The organism is Stenotrophomonas sp. (genome assembly GCF_032099025.1).
GTDB lineage: Bacteria > Pseudomonadota > Gammaproteobacteria > Xanthomonadales > Xanthomonadaceae > Stenotrophomonas.
The window spans coordinates 1-15699 of the sequence record NZ_DAMCID010000048.1; the positions used below are offsets into that span (position 1 = coordinate 1).

Below are 15699 nucleotides of genomic sequence, written 5' to 3' on the forward strand. Positions count from 1 at the left end.
GCAGATTACTTGATGATCTTGGCAACCACGCCGGCGCCGACGGTACGACCGCCTTCACGAATGGCGAAACGCAGACCTTCATCCATCGCGATCGGGTGGATCAGGGTGACCACCATCTTCACGTTGTCACCCGGCATCACCATCTCGACACCTTCTGGCAGCTTGGCTGCGCCGGTGACGTCGGTGGTACGGAAGTAGAACTGCGGGCGGTAGCCATTGAAGAACGGGGTGTGGCGGCCGCCTTCATCCTTCGACAGCACGTACACTTCGCCTTCGAACTCGGTGTGCGGCTTGATCGAACCCGGCTTGCAGAGAACCTGACCGCGCTGGACGTCGTCACGCTTGGTGCCGCGCAGCAGCAGACCGGCGTTGTCGCCTGCCTGACCCTGGTCGAGCAGCTTGCGGAACATTTCCACACCGGTCACGGTGGTCTTCTGGGTGTCGCGGATACCGACGATTTCGATTTCTTCGCCGACCTTGATCACGCCGCGCTCGATACGACCGGTCACCACGGTGCCGCGGCCCGAGATCGAGAACACGTCTTCGACCGGCATCAGGAATGCCTTGTCAACGTCACGCTCCGGCAGCGGAATCCAGCTGTCCAGCGCCTCGACCAGCTTGATGATGGCCGGCACGCCGATGTCGCTCTGGTCGCCGTCCAGCGCCAGACGGGCCGAACCCGAGATGATCGGGGTGTCGTCGCCCGGGAAGTCGTACTTGCTCAGCAGCTCGCGGACTTCCATTTCAACCAGTTCCAGCAGCTCGGCATCGTCCACCATGTCGGCCTTGTTCAGGAAGACGACGATGTACGGCACGCCGACCTGGCGCGACAGCAGGATGTGCTCGCGGGTCTGCGGCATCGGGCCGTCAGCGGCCGAGCACACCAGGATCGCGCCGTCCATCTGGGCGGCACCGGTGATCATGTTCTTGACGTAGTCAGCATGGCCCGGGCAATCGACGTGCGCGTAGTGGCGAACGGCAGATTCGTATTCGACGTGTGCGGTCGAGATCGTGATGCCACGAGCCTTCTCTTCCGGCGCGGCGTCAATGGCGTCATAGCCCTTGAATTCGCCACCGAAGCGATCGGCACCGATCTTGGTCAGTGCGGCGGTCAGCGTGGTCTTGCCGTGGTCGACGTGACCGATGGTGCCGACGTTGACGTGCGGCTTGGTGCGCTCGAACTTACCCTTGGCCATGGCTGCTTATCTCGAAATCGTCTGAATGGGTAGCACTTAGATGGTGCTCACGAAAGGAATCGAACCTTCGACCTCCTCCTTACCAAGGAGGTGCTCTACCGACTGAGCTACGTGAGCGAGTTTTGAATTATGGCACGAATTTGAAGATAATCAAATTCATTCAATGGAGCGGGAGACGGGGATCGAACCCGCACCATCAGCTTGGAAGGCTGAGGTTCTACCATTGAACTACTCCCGCATCGGAAGCTCTTGCCACAACCTGAAACTGGTGGAGGGAGGTGGATTCGAACCACCGAAGGCGTAAGCCAGCAGATTTACAGTCTGCCCCCGTTGGCCGCTTGGGTATCCCTCCTTACCACCCTGTCCCGTGGCGCCGAAGCGTTTTCGGTGTGGGGTGGAAGAGCCGTGAATTTTGGGGGTGAATGCGGGTTCTGTCAACACCCTTTTTCAACTTTTTCACACGAATCGCGAATCGGCCCGACAGCGCGGCTTACTGCCCGGGCAGTGCAAGCGCTTCGTCGGCGAAGATCGCCACGTGCGGCACGCCGTCGGCGCCGATCCAGCCGCGATACATGCCCTGCGTGTTGAATGGCGTGGCGGCGCGACCGTCCGCCGACAGCACGATCGCGCCACCGTCGCCGCCCAGCGCGGGAATACGTTCATTGATCACCGCGCGCCCTGCATCGGCAGCACTCTGCTGCAGGTACTGCATGCGTGCGCAGATGTCGTAGGCCGCCGCGGTGCGGATGTAGTACTCCCCCCAGCCGGTGCCGGATACCGCACAGGTGGCGTTTGCATAGGTGCCGGCACCGATGATCGGCGAGTCGCCCACCCGTCCGTAACGCTTGTTGGTCATTCCCCCGGTAGAGGTGCCCGCCGCCAGGTGGCCCTGCGCGTCCAGCGCAACGGCGCCGACGGTGCCGAAGTGGCGGGCGGTCTCCAGATCGCTGTGGGCCTGGCCGCTGGCCTCTTCCTTCAGCGCCTTCTGCAGCTGCTGCCAGCGCTTGTCGGTGCGGAAGTACGACGGATCCACCAGGGTGATGCCCTGGCGGGCGGCGAACGCCTCGGCACCCTCGCCCACCATCATCACGTGCGGGGACTGCTGCATCACCGCCTGGGCGAGCAGGATCGGGTTGCGCACGCGCTGCACGCCGGCCACCGCACCCGCCTTCAGGCTGGCGCCATCCATCAGTGAGGCGTCCAGCTCGTTGCGGCCGTCATGGGTGAACACCGCGCCCTTGCCGGCATTGAAGCTGGGATCGTCCTCGAGCACGGTAATGGCGGCGGTGACCGCCTCCAGCGCCGGCTTGCCGGCCGCCAGTGCCCGGTGCCCCTGCAGCAGCGCCTGGCGCAGCGCCGCCCGCGCGGCCTTCTCCTCGGCTGGCGACAGGTCCTTGCGCTGCACCCCCGCCCCGCCGTGGATGACCAGCACCGGTTCGGCAGCCTGGGCGAGTGGGCTGAGCAGGCACAGGGAGAGCAGCAGAGAGGATCGGAGGGGCATAGCGGTGACCGGGTTGAGGGAGACGGCCCATCATGCAGGACCGGACGCACGGTGCCGACCAACGGGCGGCACCTACCCCGGCCCCGGATATCTGGCAGGCATCGACCGTTGGTCGAAGCCCTCCCTTCCTGAAGGGCGCCAACTGGCGGACGACGTAAAAAAGGCGTTAAATGCGCGCCGTCCGTTCACCGAATGTGAATGGGGGTCCAGGCCTCCCTCGAGGCCCGCATTTCTTCTTGAGAATTCTCATGCGTAAACAGGCGATGGCGTGGTCGATCCAGCTGGCGTTGATGAGTGTGGCCGCAACCGCGGGCGCCCAGGCCCCGGTCGCTCCCGGGGTACAACAGCTGGACACGGTGCAGGTCACCGGCTCGCGCATCCCGCGCGCGCAGGTGGAAGGACCGGCCCCGGTGACCGTGATCACCGCCGAGCAGATCCAGGCCAGCGGCTTCACCAGCGTGCCGGATGTGCTGCGGTCGATGACCCAGAACGGCGGTGAGACCCAGAGCCAGCAGTCGGCCAGCGGCGCCGACTTCTCGCCGGGCGCGCAGCAGGTCGACCTGCGTGGGCTTGGCCCGAACCACACGCTGGTGCTGGTGAACGGCCGTCGTATCGCCGACTTCCCGATGCCCTTCCAGGGCCGCAGCAACTTCACCGACGTGTCCAACATTCCGCTGGGCATGATCGAGCGCATTGAAGTGCTGACCGGCAGCGCGTCGGCCATCTACGGTTCGGACGCGATTGCCGGCGTGGTCAACTTCATCCTGAAGAAGCAGGTCGATGGCACCACCGTTGATGTGCGCATGGGCACCACCACCGAGGGCGGTGGCGAGTCGTTCGACATGAGCATCGCCAGCGGCTTCGATTCGGGCCGCTTCAGCGCGGTGTACAGCGTGGAACTGCAGTCGCAGGCGCCGCTGTGGGCCTACCAGCGCGCGCAGCAGGACTCGACCCTGGACGCGCCCACCGAAAGCGCGCGTGCCGCGCGACGCGCCTGGCTGCGCACCGACTACAACGACGACTACCTGGACCCGGGCCAGGCCACCTGCGATGCACTGGCCGGCCAGAACCGTGGCAGCACCTACTACGCCGAGCGCCCGCGCTATGGCTTCTACTGCGGCAGCGACCGCTCGATCGGCTACGGCACGATCCTCAGCAAGCGCCGCGGCGCGAATGGCTACGCTTCGCTCCGCTACGGCTTCGACAGCGGCGCCGAATGGTTCGCCGACGTGCAGCTGGGCTACCACGACATCGCGCTGATGCGCGATGTGACCCAGTGGGGCCGCATGGCCGCCGACGGCAATGAAGACGGCTACTTCTACAACCAGGCCACCGACCAGGTGGAGTTCTGGCAGCGCCAGTTCTCGCCGGAAGAAATGGGCGGGCTGCGCAACGGCATGATCCGCAGCACCCAGAAGACCTTCAGCGTCACCACCGGCTTCAAGGGTTCGCTGGGCACGGCGTGGGACTACGAGGCGTCGCTGAGCCACTCGCAGTACCAGTCCTCGATCCGCTGGCCGCAGATCATCGCCTCCAAGGCCAATGAGCTGTTCCTCGGCCCGCAGCTGGGCGAGGACGACGACGGCTTCCCGATCTACAACGCCGACCCGGCGCGCCTGTACCGGCCGCTGACCCGCACCGAGTACGACTCGATTTCCGCGCGTACCACCTACACGCCGAAGTCGCGGACCGATACGGCCGCACTGACGCTGACCAATGGCGAGCTGTTCGAACTCCCCGGCGGCAAGGCCGGCTTCGCGGCCACGGCCGAGCTCGGCAACCAGTCCTATGCGCTGAACCCCGATCCGCTGGCCACGCAGTATTACTACTACAGCTGGAAGGACTCGGACGGCCACGGCAGCCGCAACCGCTGGGCCACCGCCGCCGAGCTGCGCCTGCCGCTGCACGACACGCTCAACGTGAGCGTGGCCGGCCGCTTCGACCAGTACCGCTATTCCGGCAACACGATCGGCAAGGCGACCTGGAGCGGCGGCATCGAATGGCGTCCGATCGACACGCTGCTGGTGCGCGGCTCCTACGGCACCGCGTTCCGCGCGCCGGACCTGCACTACGTTTACGCCGGCCCGGGCAACGACGAGACCAGTGCCAACGACTACTACGCCTGCGCGGTGGACGGTGCGGACGACTGTTCGGATTACGAGGAAAACCTGATCCGCACGCGCGAGGGCAACCGCAACCTCGACCCGGAAACCAGTACCTCGTGGAGCGCCGGCCTGGTCTGGTCACCTGCACTGGGCCTGGACCTGTCGGTGGACTGGTTCGACATCGACATGCGCGACCAGGTGCAGGACATGGACGTGAGCACCATCCTGCGCGATGAAGCGGCCTGCCGCCTGGGCGATGCAGATGCAGCCTCGCCGACCTGCGTGGACGCCATCAACCGGGTCACCCGCACCGACGACGGCCGCCTGTACGGGGTGCACGTCAGCCCGATCAACATTGCCCGCGAAACCACCCGCGGCATCGACGTGGGCCTGCGCTACCGCCTCACCACCGGCGTGGGCGACTTCATCGTCAGCGGCAACCACACCTGGGTGCAGCGCCACGACTTCCAGCAGTTCGCCGGCGACGTGGTCGAGGACCAGTTCGCGGTGAACAGCGGCTTCGACATCCCGCGCACCAAGACCAGCGCCAGCCTGACCTGGGAGAACGCGGCTTGGTCGACCACGCTGTACGGCTCGCGTCTGGGCAAGCTGCCGACCTATGACAGCTACGACCAGAGCTTCGACCCGGAGAGCGGCGACAGCCCGTGGATGAAGGCGACCTACCGCTACAACCTGTCGGTGCAGTACCGCTTCGACGACCACTCACGCCTGTCGCTGTCGGTGGTGAACCTGTTCAACAAGATGCCGCCGAAGGACGCCACCTACACCTCGTACCCGTATTACGACGTGTCCTGGTTCGATACGGTGGGCCGTACGCTGAACCTGCAGTACACGCACAAGTTCGGGGGCAGTGCGCTCTGAGGCCACGGGGTTCGCGCCGATAGTGGAAAAGCCCGCCGGAATGGCGGGCTTTTTTATTGGACGTAGGTAAAAGTACGGTACGTGACTGCGTCGTTTTACCGATATCGGATGGGGTGAATGGCGAGTAGCGTGCGGGTGACTGAATCGCTTGCCACGCGCAACGCTACCTGGGAGGTGCCGCATGAAGCCGATCGACACGGGTCGCAGGGACTTCCTGAAGGACGCCTCCCTGGCGGGCGTGGGTGCCGTGATGGCGTCGCAGCTGCCAGCAGGCATCGCAGGCGCTGCCCCGGTCGACGCGCCATTCGACATCACCGCGCAGTTCGGCACCTTCATGCGCAGTATCGGAAGCACGCCGGACGCAGGCGGCGGCAACGTGACCTTCACCGGCGCAGACCCTATCCTGCGCAGCCATTTCCGCATCGGCGCCAGCATGGCGATCCCTGCAATGGGCGCCGGCGTGGGTGCGGCGGCGATCTGGCGCGATCGCACCGGCCAGGGCCAGGATGTCGCGCTGGACCTGCGCGATGCCGTGTGGAACGTCAATCCGATGGTGGGCATGGTGCTGCGCATGCAGCAGGGTGCGGGGCAGATCCCCGCCAGTGACCCCATCCCGAAGAACATGGCCTTCGTCCCCAGCGTCAACGGCCTGCTGGTGCAGGCGCCGCTGGGGCTGGGCCACCCGATGTCCTTCCGGGCCTTCGAAACCAAGGATGGGCGCTTCATGAATCTCACCGGGGCCTACCCGCACCTGGGCGACCGCATCCTCAACACGCTGAAGTGCCCGCCCAACCTGCCGGCGATCCAGCAGGCCGTGCGTGGATGGGACGGGGAAGCATTGGAAACCGCGCTCGCGGAGGCGCGCGCCGCCGCCGCGATGCACCGCACGTTCGAGGAATGGTCCACGCACCCGGAGGGGATCCACCTGGCCGGCAAGCCGCTGGTGGAGATCGTCAAGATCGGCGACAGCGCGCCCATTCCCTTCGCACCACGCCCGACCCAGCCGCTGTCGGGCATCAAGGTGCTCTCGTGCACCCACGTCATCGCAGGCACCACCGCATCGCGCACGCTGGCCGAGTACGGCGCCGATGTGCTGCACGTGGCGCGCGACCAGGCCTTCGAGCACGAGGCGTTCGTCATGGACGTCAACGTCGGCATGCGCTCCACCTTCGTGGACCTGGCCGATGCGGCGCAGAACCGCCGCATGGCGGCCCTGCTGCCGGCCACCGACGTGTTCGCCGAGTCGTTCCGCGGCGGTGCGATCGATCGGCTCGGCTTCGGACCTGAAGAGGTCGCGGCCAAGCGACCGGGCATCGTGTACCTGTCCGTGCGCTGCTACAGCCATGATGGCCCGTGGCGCGACCGCGCCGGCTTCGACATGGAAGGACTGACCGTCTCCGGCTTCACCATGGCCGAGGGGGGGGGGACCACGCCCCGATTCCCGCCGACCCTGGTGATGAACGACTACATCGCCGGCTATCTGGGCGCGGCCGGTGTTCTGGCCGCCCTGCGCCGGCGTGCCACCGAAGGCGGCAGTTACCACGTGCGCGTGTCCTTGACCCGTGCGGCGATGTGGTACAAGTCGCTCGGCCAGTTCGCCACCACCGACTTCAATCCGCTGCTGGCGGACCATCGCATCGGTCCGCCGCGGACGATCACGCGCAGGACGCCGTACGGCGAGGTCACCCGGCTGGCACCGCAGGTGCAGCTGTCGCGCACGCCCGGACGCTGGCGTGACCCGCTGGTCGCCGTGCGAGGCAGCGACCTTCCCACGTGGCAGGGCTGAGTGGGGATCTGCCATGCGCGCCCTACTCTCCCGCACGCTGATCGTCATGGTCGCGTCGATCACGCCGCTGCACGCGCAGGACGCCCCGGCCGACGATGACCCGCACGTGCCACTGCTGCAGGGCACGTTGTCCGCAGAAGGCGACCAGGAGGCGTCCGACGCCGAGGTGGCGGCCAGCCCGTTCCCGCGCGACTCGCGGCTTGAGCCCTGGTTCGCCTGGAAACAGGACGTGCAGGAACGCACCGGGCTGACCTTCGGCGGGTCGTACGGGCTGCTGCACCAGAACTACTCCGACAGCCTGATCGACCAGCACAACGCCACCGGCTCCAAACTGACCTTGAACATGGCCTATGAGCTGTTCCGCAAGGGCACGCCGGAAGCGCTGGTGGTGGCCGTTGCGGTGGAGGACCGTCGGCCCGTGTTCGGCAGCGACCAGCCACCGCTGTTCGCCGGGTTCGGTGCCGGTTCGCTGGTGCCCACCGCGGCGACCTGGGGCCGGTTCGACCTGGGCGTGACCCAGGCCTACATCCGCCAGAATCTGTTCGGCAACCGCTTCCAGTACACCGTGGGCAAGATCTTCGCGCCGAATTTCGTCAATGCCTACCCGTTCTTCGACGACAACCGGCAGTTCCTGAGCCAGGCGTTCTCGACCAGCCCCAGCATCCAGTCGCCCCTGCGCGGCTTCGGCGCCGTCGCGGCGTGGTACCCCACCGCCAATGGCCTGTACCTGCAGGCGGGCATGTACACCTCGCACAGCGACGACACCGGCAGCACGGTGGACGACTTCTTCAATACCTCCGAACACTTCTACCACTTCGATGTGGGCTGGACGGGGCGGCCCCGCGCCGGCGTGCCGATCGCCGGGCGTGGGCCGACCGACAGCGACAACATGCATGTCAGCGGCTGGTACCGCAACGCGCAGGACGATGGAACGCCCAAGTCCCACGGCGTCGCCTTCAATGTGAACCGGATGCTGTCGGAACGCACGATGGTGTTCTTCCGCGGCGGCTTCTCGCAGGGTTGGGCGGTCGAGAAGACGCTGGCCGGCGGCGTGGGCTGGCGTCCGACCGGGCAGCCGTCCAACCTGGTCGGCATCGGTCTGGGTTGGGCCGATCCTGCGGCGTCCGTGCTGCGTTCGCAGTACACGGCCGAGGCCTTCTACCGGTTCCATATCACGCGGAACCTGGCGATCACGCCGGATATCCAAGCGGTGATCGACCCCTCGACCAATCCAAACGAGAGTGTGCTCTGGGTGTTCAGCCTGCGGGCGCGGGTGACGTTCTAGCTGCCTGGAGCTGGTACCGTGCTGCCTGGCATGGGACCTCACTGCGCACGGGCGCCACCGGATATGACCGTCAGACTATTGCTCATGGTGTTGGCCGCCCTGCTGCTTGTCGCCTGCAGTTCCCTTCCGCGCGGCGCGCAGGCGATCCAGGACGCGGCGGCGTGCGATGTGGTGACGGTGAGACCGCAGGGAAAGGTGAAGAAGCTCTACTGGGTGACGGGCCCCGACAACCGGCGGGTGCGGGGCGGCGTGGATCATCAGGTCGACCTGAACCTGGTGATCAGGACGGCGGGCTATGAACCCGGGGACTGCATCGAGGCCAGCATCCGCTCGGATACCGGCGAGGACGTGGCGGTGGGCGTGCACACGCTGGTGCTGCGGGGTCGCCTCGATGCGAACGGCGCTGCGCTGTTTCGCCAGCCGTTGAAAGACCTGACGCTTTACCATTATTAGGGCAGCCACGCAGGGCGTGGCACTACGGGTAGCCACGCAGGGCGTGGCTCTACATGCAGCCACGCAGGGCGTGGCTCTACGTCGTAGAGCCACGCCCTGCGTGGCTGGCGCGGTAATCGGCGGCGTCCACGTTCTCCACAGCGCATGTGGAGAGACACGGGAGAATCGTGTGGATAAGCGGGGCCGACGCAGCTGCCGCAACGGATTCCAGTGCGTGGTGAAATAATCACCATTGATTGCACGCGCGCCGCTCGAGTTTTCCACACCGTGCGTGGAAAGCCGTGGGGGTTTGTTGTGGACAAGTCCGTTGAAGGTTGCGCCGCAATGGTTCCGGGGCGTGGCGAATTATTGTCCAAACAGAAACGCCCCGCGGTGGGCGGGGCGTTTTTTTTATTTTCTAGCGGAGGGGGCAGCGGACTAACAGTCCGCTCTACAAGTCCGCTCTACAAGTCCGCTCTACAAGTCCGCTCTACAAGTCCGCTCTACCAGTCCGCTCTACAGCTCAGACGTTGAAGCGGAAGTGCAGGATGTCGCCTTCCTGGACGCGGTATTCCTTGCCTTCCAGGCGCAGGCGACCGGCTTCCTTGGCGCCGGCTTCGCCCTTGTACTTGATGAAGTCGTCATACGCGATGGTTTCAGCGCGGATGAAGCCCTTCTCGAAGTCGGTGTGGATCACGGCGGCGGCCTGCGGCGCGGTGGCGCCCTTGCGCACGGTCCAGGCGCGGACTTCCTTCACGCCTGCGGTGAAGTAGGTCTGCAGGCCCAGCAGCTGGTACGCCGCGTAGATGACGCGATTGAGGCCCGGCTCCTTCAGGCCCAGATCGGCCAGGAAGGTGTCACGGTCTTCATCGTCCAGCTGCGACAGCTCTTCTTCGATCGCGGCCGATACCGGCACCACCTGCGCACCTTCTTCGGCGGCGCGGGCGCGCACGGCGTCCAGGTGCGGGTTGTTCTCGAAGCCGTCTTCCAGCACGTTGGCGATGTACATCACCGGCTTGAGGGTGAGCAGGAACAGGTCACGGACCAGCGCCTTCTCTTCCTCGTCCAGCCCGGCCGAACGCCCGGCCTTGCCGTCGGCCAGCGCGGCCTGCAGCTTGGCCAGCACCGGCTTGCGTGCGGCCGCTTCCTTGTCGCCACCCTTGGCGGCGCGCTCGGCGCGGTTCAGCGCCTTCTCGACACTGTCCAGGTCGGCCAGCGCCAGTTCGGTGTCGATGGTGTCGATGTCCGACAGCGGGTCGACCTTGTTGTTGACGTGGATGACGTCGGCGTTCTCGAAGCAGCGCACCACGTGGGTGATCGCATCCACTTCGCGGATGTGGGCCAGGAACTTGTTGCCCAGGCCTTCTCCGCTGGCGGCACCGGCAACCAGGCCGGCGATGTCCACGAACTCCACGGCGGTCGGAATGACCTTCTGCGGGTTGATGATCGCAGCCAGTTCGTTCAGGCGCGGATCCGGCACCGGCACGATGCCGACGTTCGGTTCAATGGTGCAGAACGGGAAGTTGGCCGCGGCGATGCCCGCCTTGGTCAGCGCGTTGAACAGGGTCGACTTGCCGACGTTGGGCAGGCCGACGATGCCGCATTTGATACCCATCTTTGACAACCTCTGGGGTGAAAGTGATTGGTAAACCGACGCGATCGTTCCGTCGTCTTACCAATCAGTTCCTGACGATCATTGGCGTACCGACCAACCGTCGGTACCTGCCGTGTGCATGCCGCCCGGTTCATTGTGCGGCGGCGCGCGGTTTATTTCGGGGTGTGCAGGCGCTTCATCGCTTCGCTGAAATCGCCCTTCACTGCCAGCGGCAGCACATCGATCGCATCGTCAACCGCACGACCGATCAGCACGTCATCGTCCTTGCTGGCGCGGCCGAGCACCCAAGGCACCACGCGATCCTTGTGGCCGGGATGGCCGATGCCAACGCGCAGGCGGTGGAATTTTCCATGGCCCAGCAGGCGGATGGTGTCGCGCAGTCCGTTCTGGCCGCCATGGCCGCCGTCGAACTTGAGCCGTGCCACGCCGGGCGGCAGGTCCAGCTCATCGTGCGCCAGCAGGGTTTCTTCGGGTTCGATCTTCCAGAAACGCTGTGCGGCGGTGACCGACTTGCCACTGAGATTCATGAAGGTGGCGGGCTTGAGCAGCCATACCGGCTGCCCGGCGATGTCAACCTTGGCAGTCTCGCCGAACAGCTTGCTGTCCACGCTCCAGCGCGCGCCGGCCTGGTCAGCCAGGGCGTCAATGAAACGAAACCCGGCATTGTGCCGGGTCTGGGCGTGCTCGGATCCGGGGTTGCCCAGACCAACGATCAATCGCAATCCTGTCATCACTCTTCTTCGTCGGTACCGGCCCTGTGCCGGTACATACAGAAACGGCGCCTGCCCCGAAGGACAGGCGCCGCAGTCACTTACTCTGCAGCCGGTTCTTCGTCGGCGGCGTCGACCTTGCCGTGCTTGGCAGTGACGATCGCGTCGTCGTGGTCCTTGCCCTGGGCCAGGGCCGGGATCTCGACGCCCTTCGGCAGCTTGATGTCCGACAGGTAGACCACATCGCCCGCCTTCAGGTCAGCCAGGTCGACGTCGATCGATTCCGGGAGGTCCTTCGGCAGGCAGCTGACGGTCACTTCCTTCAGTTCGTGGGTGACCACGATGTCGGCAGCCTTGCCGGCCGGCGAGGTGTCTTCGTTGATGAAGTGCAGCGGCACGTTGGCGGTCAGCACGGCATTGGCGTCCACGCGCAGGAAATCCAGGTGCATGATCAGCTGCTTGTGCGGGTGGCGCTGCATGTCACGCAGGAGCACCTGGGTGATCTGGCCGTCCAGGTTCAGGCTCAGGATCGACGAGTAGAACCACTCGTTCTGCTGGGCGAGCCAGATGGCATTGTGGTCCAGGCTGATGGCGACCGGTTCGGCGGTACCGCCGTACACGATCGCCGGGATCACACCGGCGTTACGCAGGCGGCGGCTCGCACCCTTACGCTGCAGTTCACGCTTGGTGACCTTGATTTCATGGGTCTTCGACATTTTCTTCTACCTGTAGTGCCGTGCCGGAATGGCGTGGCGATGAAAGGGACGTCCGCGACCAGACGTCCCCGGGGCCCTGGCTGCCGTTGCCGGCGGCCAGGAAAAACGAATCAATCCACGTACAGCGAGCTGACCGACTCGCCGAACGCGATGCGGCGCATCGTTTCGGCCAGCATTTCCGCCACGCTGAGCTGGCGGATCTTGCTGCACACCCGCGCCTCTTCACGCAGCGGGATGGTGTCGGTCACCACCAGCTCATCGAGCTGGGAGTTGTTGATGTTGTCCACGGCCGGGCCCGAGAGCACGGCATGGGTGCAGTACGCGGCCACCTTGAGGGCGCCACGCGCCTTCAGCGCCGCGGCGGCCGCACACAGGGTGCCGGCGGTGTCGACGATGTCATCGACCATCACGCAGGTCTTGCCTTCGACGTCACCGATGATGTTCATCACGGTGGAGACGTTGGCGCGCGGACGGCGCTTGTCGATGATCGCCAGGTCGGCGTCATCCAGGCGCTTGGCCACGGCGCGCGCACGCACCACGCCACCCACGTCCGGGGACACCACGATCAGGTTTTCGGTGCCGTAGGCGCGCCAGATATCGGCGAGCAGCAGCGGCGAGGCATACACGTTGTCCACCGGCATGTCGAAGAAACCCTGGATCTGGTCGGCATGCAGGTCCACCGTCAGGACGCGGTCGGCGCCGACGGCGCTGAACATCTTGGCGGCCACCTTGGCGGTGATCGGCACGCGCGAGGACCGCATGCGGCGATCCTGGCGCGAGTAGCCGAAGTACGGCACCACCGCGGTGACGCTGTTGACCGAGGCGCGCTTGAGCGCATCGATCAGCACCAGCAGTTCCATCAGGTTCTCGGCGCTGGGCGCGCAGGTCGGCTGGATCACGAAGACGTCCTGCTTGCGGACGTTCTCTTCGATTTCGACCTGCACTTCCCCATCGGAGAAGCGCGACACCAACGCCTTGCCCGGTCGCACCCCCAGTTCCTTGCAGATGCTCTGCGCAAGGCGCTTGTTGGCGTTGCCGGAAAATACCAGCAGGTTGGGGTGATCTTGCATCATGACGGTCTCGGGCGGGAGCGATTGGCGGAGAACTCTGCCGCAGGCACCCGGGGGTGTCTGCGGTGACAACACCGCGGCAGATCGACCGTGCCCGCGCAGGTGTGCGCATGGGAACGCGGCTGACTTCCGCTAGTGGCAGGGGCGGGAGGATTCGAACCTCCGAATGCCAGGATCAAAACCTGGTGCCTTGGGCCTCTTGGCGACGCCCCTGCATCAAAATCAATAACGCTCGAGTACATCAAGCAGTGGCGAGCGCTCCACGCCCGCAGCCACCCATGCCCGCAGTTCCTCCGGCAACCGCGCCAGGCCCTGCTCTGCAGCAGCGCGCGTGGCGAACTCGACGAAACAACCGCTTCCCGACCCGGTGAGTCGTGCCCGGCCGATACTGTTCAACGCCACAAGCACTGCCTCAACGGCAGGTTCGCGACGGCGCAGCACCGGCTCGAACGCATTCCCGAGCAAAGACCCGGAAGCGAAGTCCGCTATTTTCGCCACTGGAGCATCGCGCGTCAAATCGGGGGTGGCGAAAAGTGCTGCGGTGGGCACGTGAACGCCCGGGTCGGCGAGCACATACCAGGCCGGCGGCAGGGCCATCGGGGTGAGCTGCTCGCCAATGCCCTGGGCCCACGCACTGCGGCCACGCACGAATACCGGCACGTCAGCACCCAGCTGCAGGCCCAATGCGGCCAGCGCGTCCTCGTCCAGGCCAACGCCCCAGAGGCGATTGAGCGCGACCAGCACCGTGGCCGCATCGGACGATCCGCCACCGAAGCCGCCGCCGGCAGGAATAAGCTTTTCGATGGCGATATCGACGCCTTGCGCGACGTTGGCGTGGTTTTTGAGGATCATGGCGGCGCGCACCGCGAGGTCATCCTGCTCGGCCACGCCGACCACGGAGGCCCCTTCACGCCGCACCTGGCCATCGTCACGCAGGCGCAGGCCGATCCGGTCGCCCCAGTCGAGCAGCCGGAACACGGTCTGCAGCTGGTGGTAACCGTCGCTGCGGCGGCCGGTGATGTGCAGGAACAGATTCAGCTTGGCCGGGGCCGGCCACCATGACCAGCCCGCGTTCAGGTCCAGCGCGTTCATAGGCCGCCCAGCGCCCAGCTGTCGACCACCAGGCGCACCTTGGCGTCGCCATTGACCGCTTCGATCCGCCTGGGCAGCACCGGACGATCACCCTCGGCGGGGTACCAGTCCAGGTACTGGACCTCCCAGCCCATCTGGCGCACCCGGCGCGGCCGACCATCGGCGTCGCGCTCCACCTGCTCGGCGGCGGCGGTATCGGCGGCGACCAGGCCACGGACCCAGTCCGGCAGCTGGTTGACCGGAATGTCCCAGCCGGTGGCCTCGAGCAGCACCTGCTGGGCGTCGTCGCCCTCACGGGGGCCGCCCTCCAGGCCTTCCAGACGGCCGCCCTCGTGGTGGCTGTCGCCGCTCAGCTTCCAGCTCTGGCGGGTCACCGGCGCGCTGAGTTCGACCACGTACTGGCGCGACTGCTGCTGCCAGTCGATGCGACCGTTGCCGCCATTGCGGCCCTTGTTGACCGCCACCCGGCCCTGGAAGGACCAGTCCGGCTGCGCGCGCAGCGCGTCGACACGCGCCGCTTCGGCCTGTTGCGCGGCGGCCGACACGGTGGTCACCACGCCGGGGGCGGCCGGTGCCTTGCGCTCATCCAGCGATACGCAGGCCGACAGCGACAGCACCACGCCCGCCGCCAGGGCGAGCTTCGGGAAACGCAGATTCATACGCCGTATTTCTCGATCACGCGCTGCAGGGCGCGGTTGTCAGGGTCCAGCTTGCGCGCCTCGTCGAAGAAGCGGCGGGCCTCGTCCTTGCGCCCGAGCACCCACAGCACCTCGCCCACGTGGGACGCGATCTCCGGGTCCTTGGCCAGCGTCCAGGCCCGGCGCAGCTGCACCAGCGCTTCCTCGTTGCGGCCCAGGCGGTACAGCACCCAGCCGTAGCTGTCGACGATGGCGGCATTGTCCGGTTCGGCCACGCGCGCGCGGTCGATCAGCTCCAGGGCTTCCTGGTAGCGCGTGGTGCGGTCGGCCAGGGTGTAGCCCAGCGCATTGAGGGCGGCCACGTTCTCCGGCTCGGTGACCAGCACCTTGCGCAGGTCGGCTTCGGCGCGCGGCACATCGTCGCGGCGCTCCCAGGCCAGCGCGCGGGCATACAACAGCCCGTTCTCGTCCGGATAGGCGGCCAGCCCGCGCGCCAGGGCATCCAGCTCGCCCGGCAGGTCGTCGTTGCGCTGGCGCAGATCGGCCTCCAGCAGGTAGGCATCGCGACGGGCCTCGTCGTCGATGCTGGCATCGGACTGGATGGCATGCACCTCGCTGAAGGCCTGGTCCTTGCGCCCCAGCAGGTACTGCGCATTGGCCGCGCGCAACCT

General features: G+C 66.2%; 13 protein-coding genes and 4 tRNA genes. 4 read left to right on the forward strand and 13 right to left on the reverse strand.

Annotated features, from left to right (window positions below; genetic code table 11):
• Positions 1–5 precede the first annotated feature (5 nt).
• From tuf to RT456_RS18990, 5 genes are all read right to left on the reverse strand, one after another.
• The gene (tuf, locus tag RT456_RS18970) at positions 6–1196 is read right to left on the reverse strand and encodes an elongation factor Tu (protein ID WP_313348952.1); all 1191 of its coding nucleotides are present in this window, start codon (positions 1194–1196) and stop codon (positions 6–8) included.
• Between the two features lie 41 nt (positions 1197–1237).
• Positions 1238–1313 (reverse strand) — tRNA-Thr (locus RT456_RS18975).
• A gap of 47 nt (positions 1314–1360) precedes the next feature.
• Positions 1361–1434, reverse strand: a tRNA-Gly gene (locus RT456_RS18980).
• Between the two features lie 28 nt (positions 1435–1462).
• Positions 1463–1548, reverse strand: a tRNA-Tyr gene (locus RT456_RS18985).
• A gap of 138 nt (positions 1549–1686) precedes the next feature.
• Positions 1687–2697 carry an isoaspartyl peptidase/L-asparaginase gene (locus tag RT456_RS18990; RefSeq protein ID WP_313348954.1) on the reverse strand — a complete coding sequence of 337 codons (1011 nt, stop codon included), beginning with the start codon at positions 2695–2697 and terminating at the stop codon, positions 1687–1689.
• A 248-nt stretch (positions 2698–2945) separates the two neighbouring features.
• Between RT456_RS18990 and RT456_RS18995 the strand changes: the two genes are divergently transcribed.
• From RT456_RS18995 to RT456_RS19010, 4 genes are all read left to right on the forward strand, one after another.
• Positions 2946–5684, forward strand: coding sequence for a TonB-dependent receptor (locus RT456_RS18995; protein ID WP_313348955.1), 2739 nt, complete (start codon positions 2946–2948; stop codon positions 5682–5684).
• Between the two features lie 181 nt (positions 5685–5865).
• Positions 5866–7470, forward strand: coding sequence for a CoA transferase (locus RT456_RS19000; protein ID WP_313348957.1), 1605 nt, complete (start codon positions 5866–5868; stop codon positions 7468–7470).
• Between the two features lie 13 nt (positions 7471–7483).
• Positions 7484–8755 (forward strand): carbohydrate porin, encoded by a 1272-nt coding sequence (locus RT456_RS19005; protein ID WP_313348959.1) that lies wholly within the window; start codon positions 7484–7486, stop codon positions 8753–8755.
• An 84-nt stretch (positions 8756–8839) separates the two neighbouring features.
• A complete protein-coding gene (locus RT456_RS19010; RefSeq protein WP_313348961.1) occupies positions 8840–9208 on the forward strand; it encodes a hypothetical protein in 369 nt (122 codons plus the stop codon).
• Between the two features lie 502 nt (positions 9209–9710).
• Here the strand turns inward: RT456_RS19010 and ychF are convergent.
• From ychF to RT456_RS19050, 8 genes are all read right to left on the reverse strand, one after another.
• Positions 9711–10802, reverse strand: a complete 1092-nt coding sequence (gene ychF / locus RT456_RS19015) for a redox-regulated ATPase YchF (RefSeq protein ID WP_313348962.1) — start codon at positions 10800–10802, stop codon at positions 9711–9713.
• A 152-nt stretch (positions 10803–10954) separates the two neighbouring features.
• Positions 10955–11533: an aminoacyl-tRNA hydrolase gene (pth, locus tag RT456_RS19020; RefSeq protein ID WP_313348964.1), complete on the reverse strand. Its 579-nt coding sequence runs from the start codon at positions 11531–11533 to the stop codon at positions 10955–10957.
• An 80-nt stretch (positions 11534–11613) separates the two neighbouring features.
• A complete protein-coding gene (locus tag RT456_RS19025; RefSeq protein ID WP_313348966.1) occupies positions 11614–12228 on the reverse strand; it encodes a 50S ribosomal protein L25/general stress protein Ctc in 615 nt (204 codons plus the stop codon).
• 110 nt (positions 12229–12338) lie between these two features.
• The gene (locus RT456_RS19030; protein ID WP_038692467.1) at positions 12339–13298 is read right to left on the reverse strand and encodes a ribose-phosphate diphosphokinase; all 960 of its coding nucleotides are present in this window, start codon (positions 13296–13298) and stop codon (positions 12339–12341) included.
• Between the two features lie 136 nt (positions 13299–13434).
• A tRNA-Gln gene (locus RT456_RS19035) sits at positions 13435–13511 on the reverse strand.
• 9 nt (positions 13512–13520) lie between these two features.
• Entirely contained in the window at positions 13521–14390 is an 870-nt protein-coding gene (ispE, locus tag RT456_RS19040; RefSeq protein WP_313348968.1) for a 4-(cytidine 5'-diphospho)-2-C-methyl-D-erythritol kinase, read from the reverse strand.
• Entirely contained in the window at positions 14387–15049 is a 663-nt protein-coding gene (gene lolB / locus RT456_RS19045; protein ID WP_313348969.1) for a lipoprotein insertase outer membrane protein LolB, read from the reverse strand. Before lolB ends, ispE begins: the two co-directional genes overlap by 4 nt.
• Positions 15046–15699, reverse strand: a 654-nt coding sequence (locus RT456_RS19050) for a tetratricopeptide repeat protein (RefSeq protein WP_313348970.1), incomplete at its 5' end; no start/stop codon positions are given. The genes lolB and RT456_RS19050, both read right to left, overlap by 4 nt.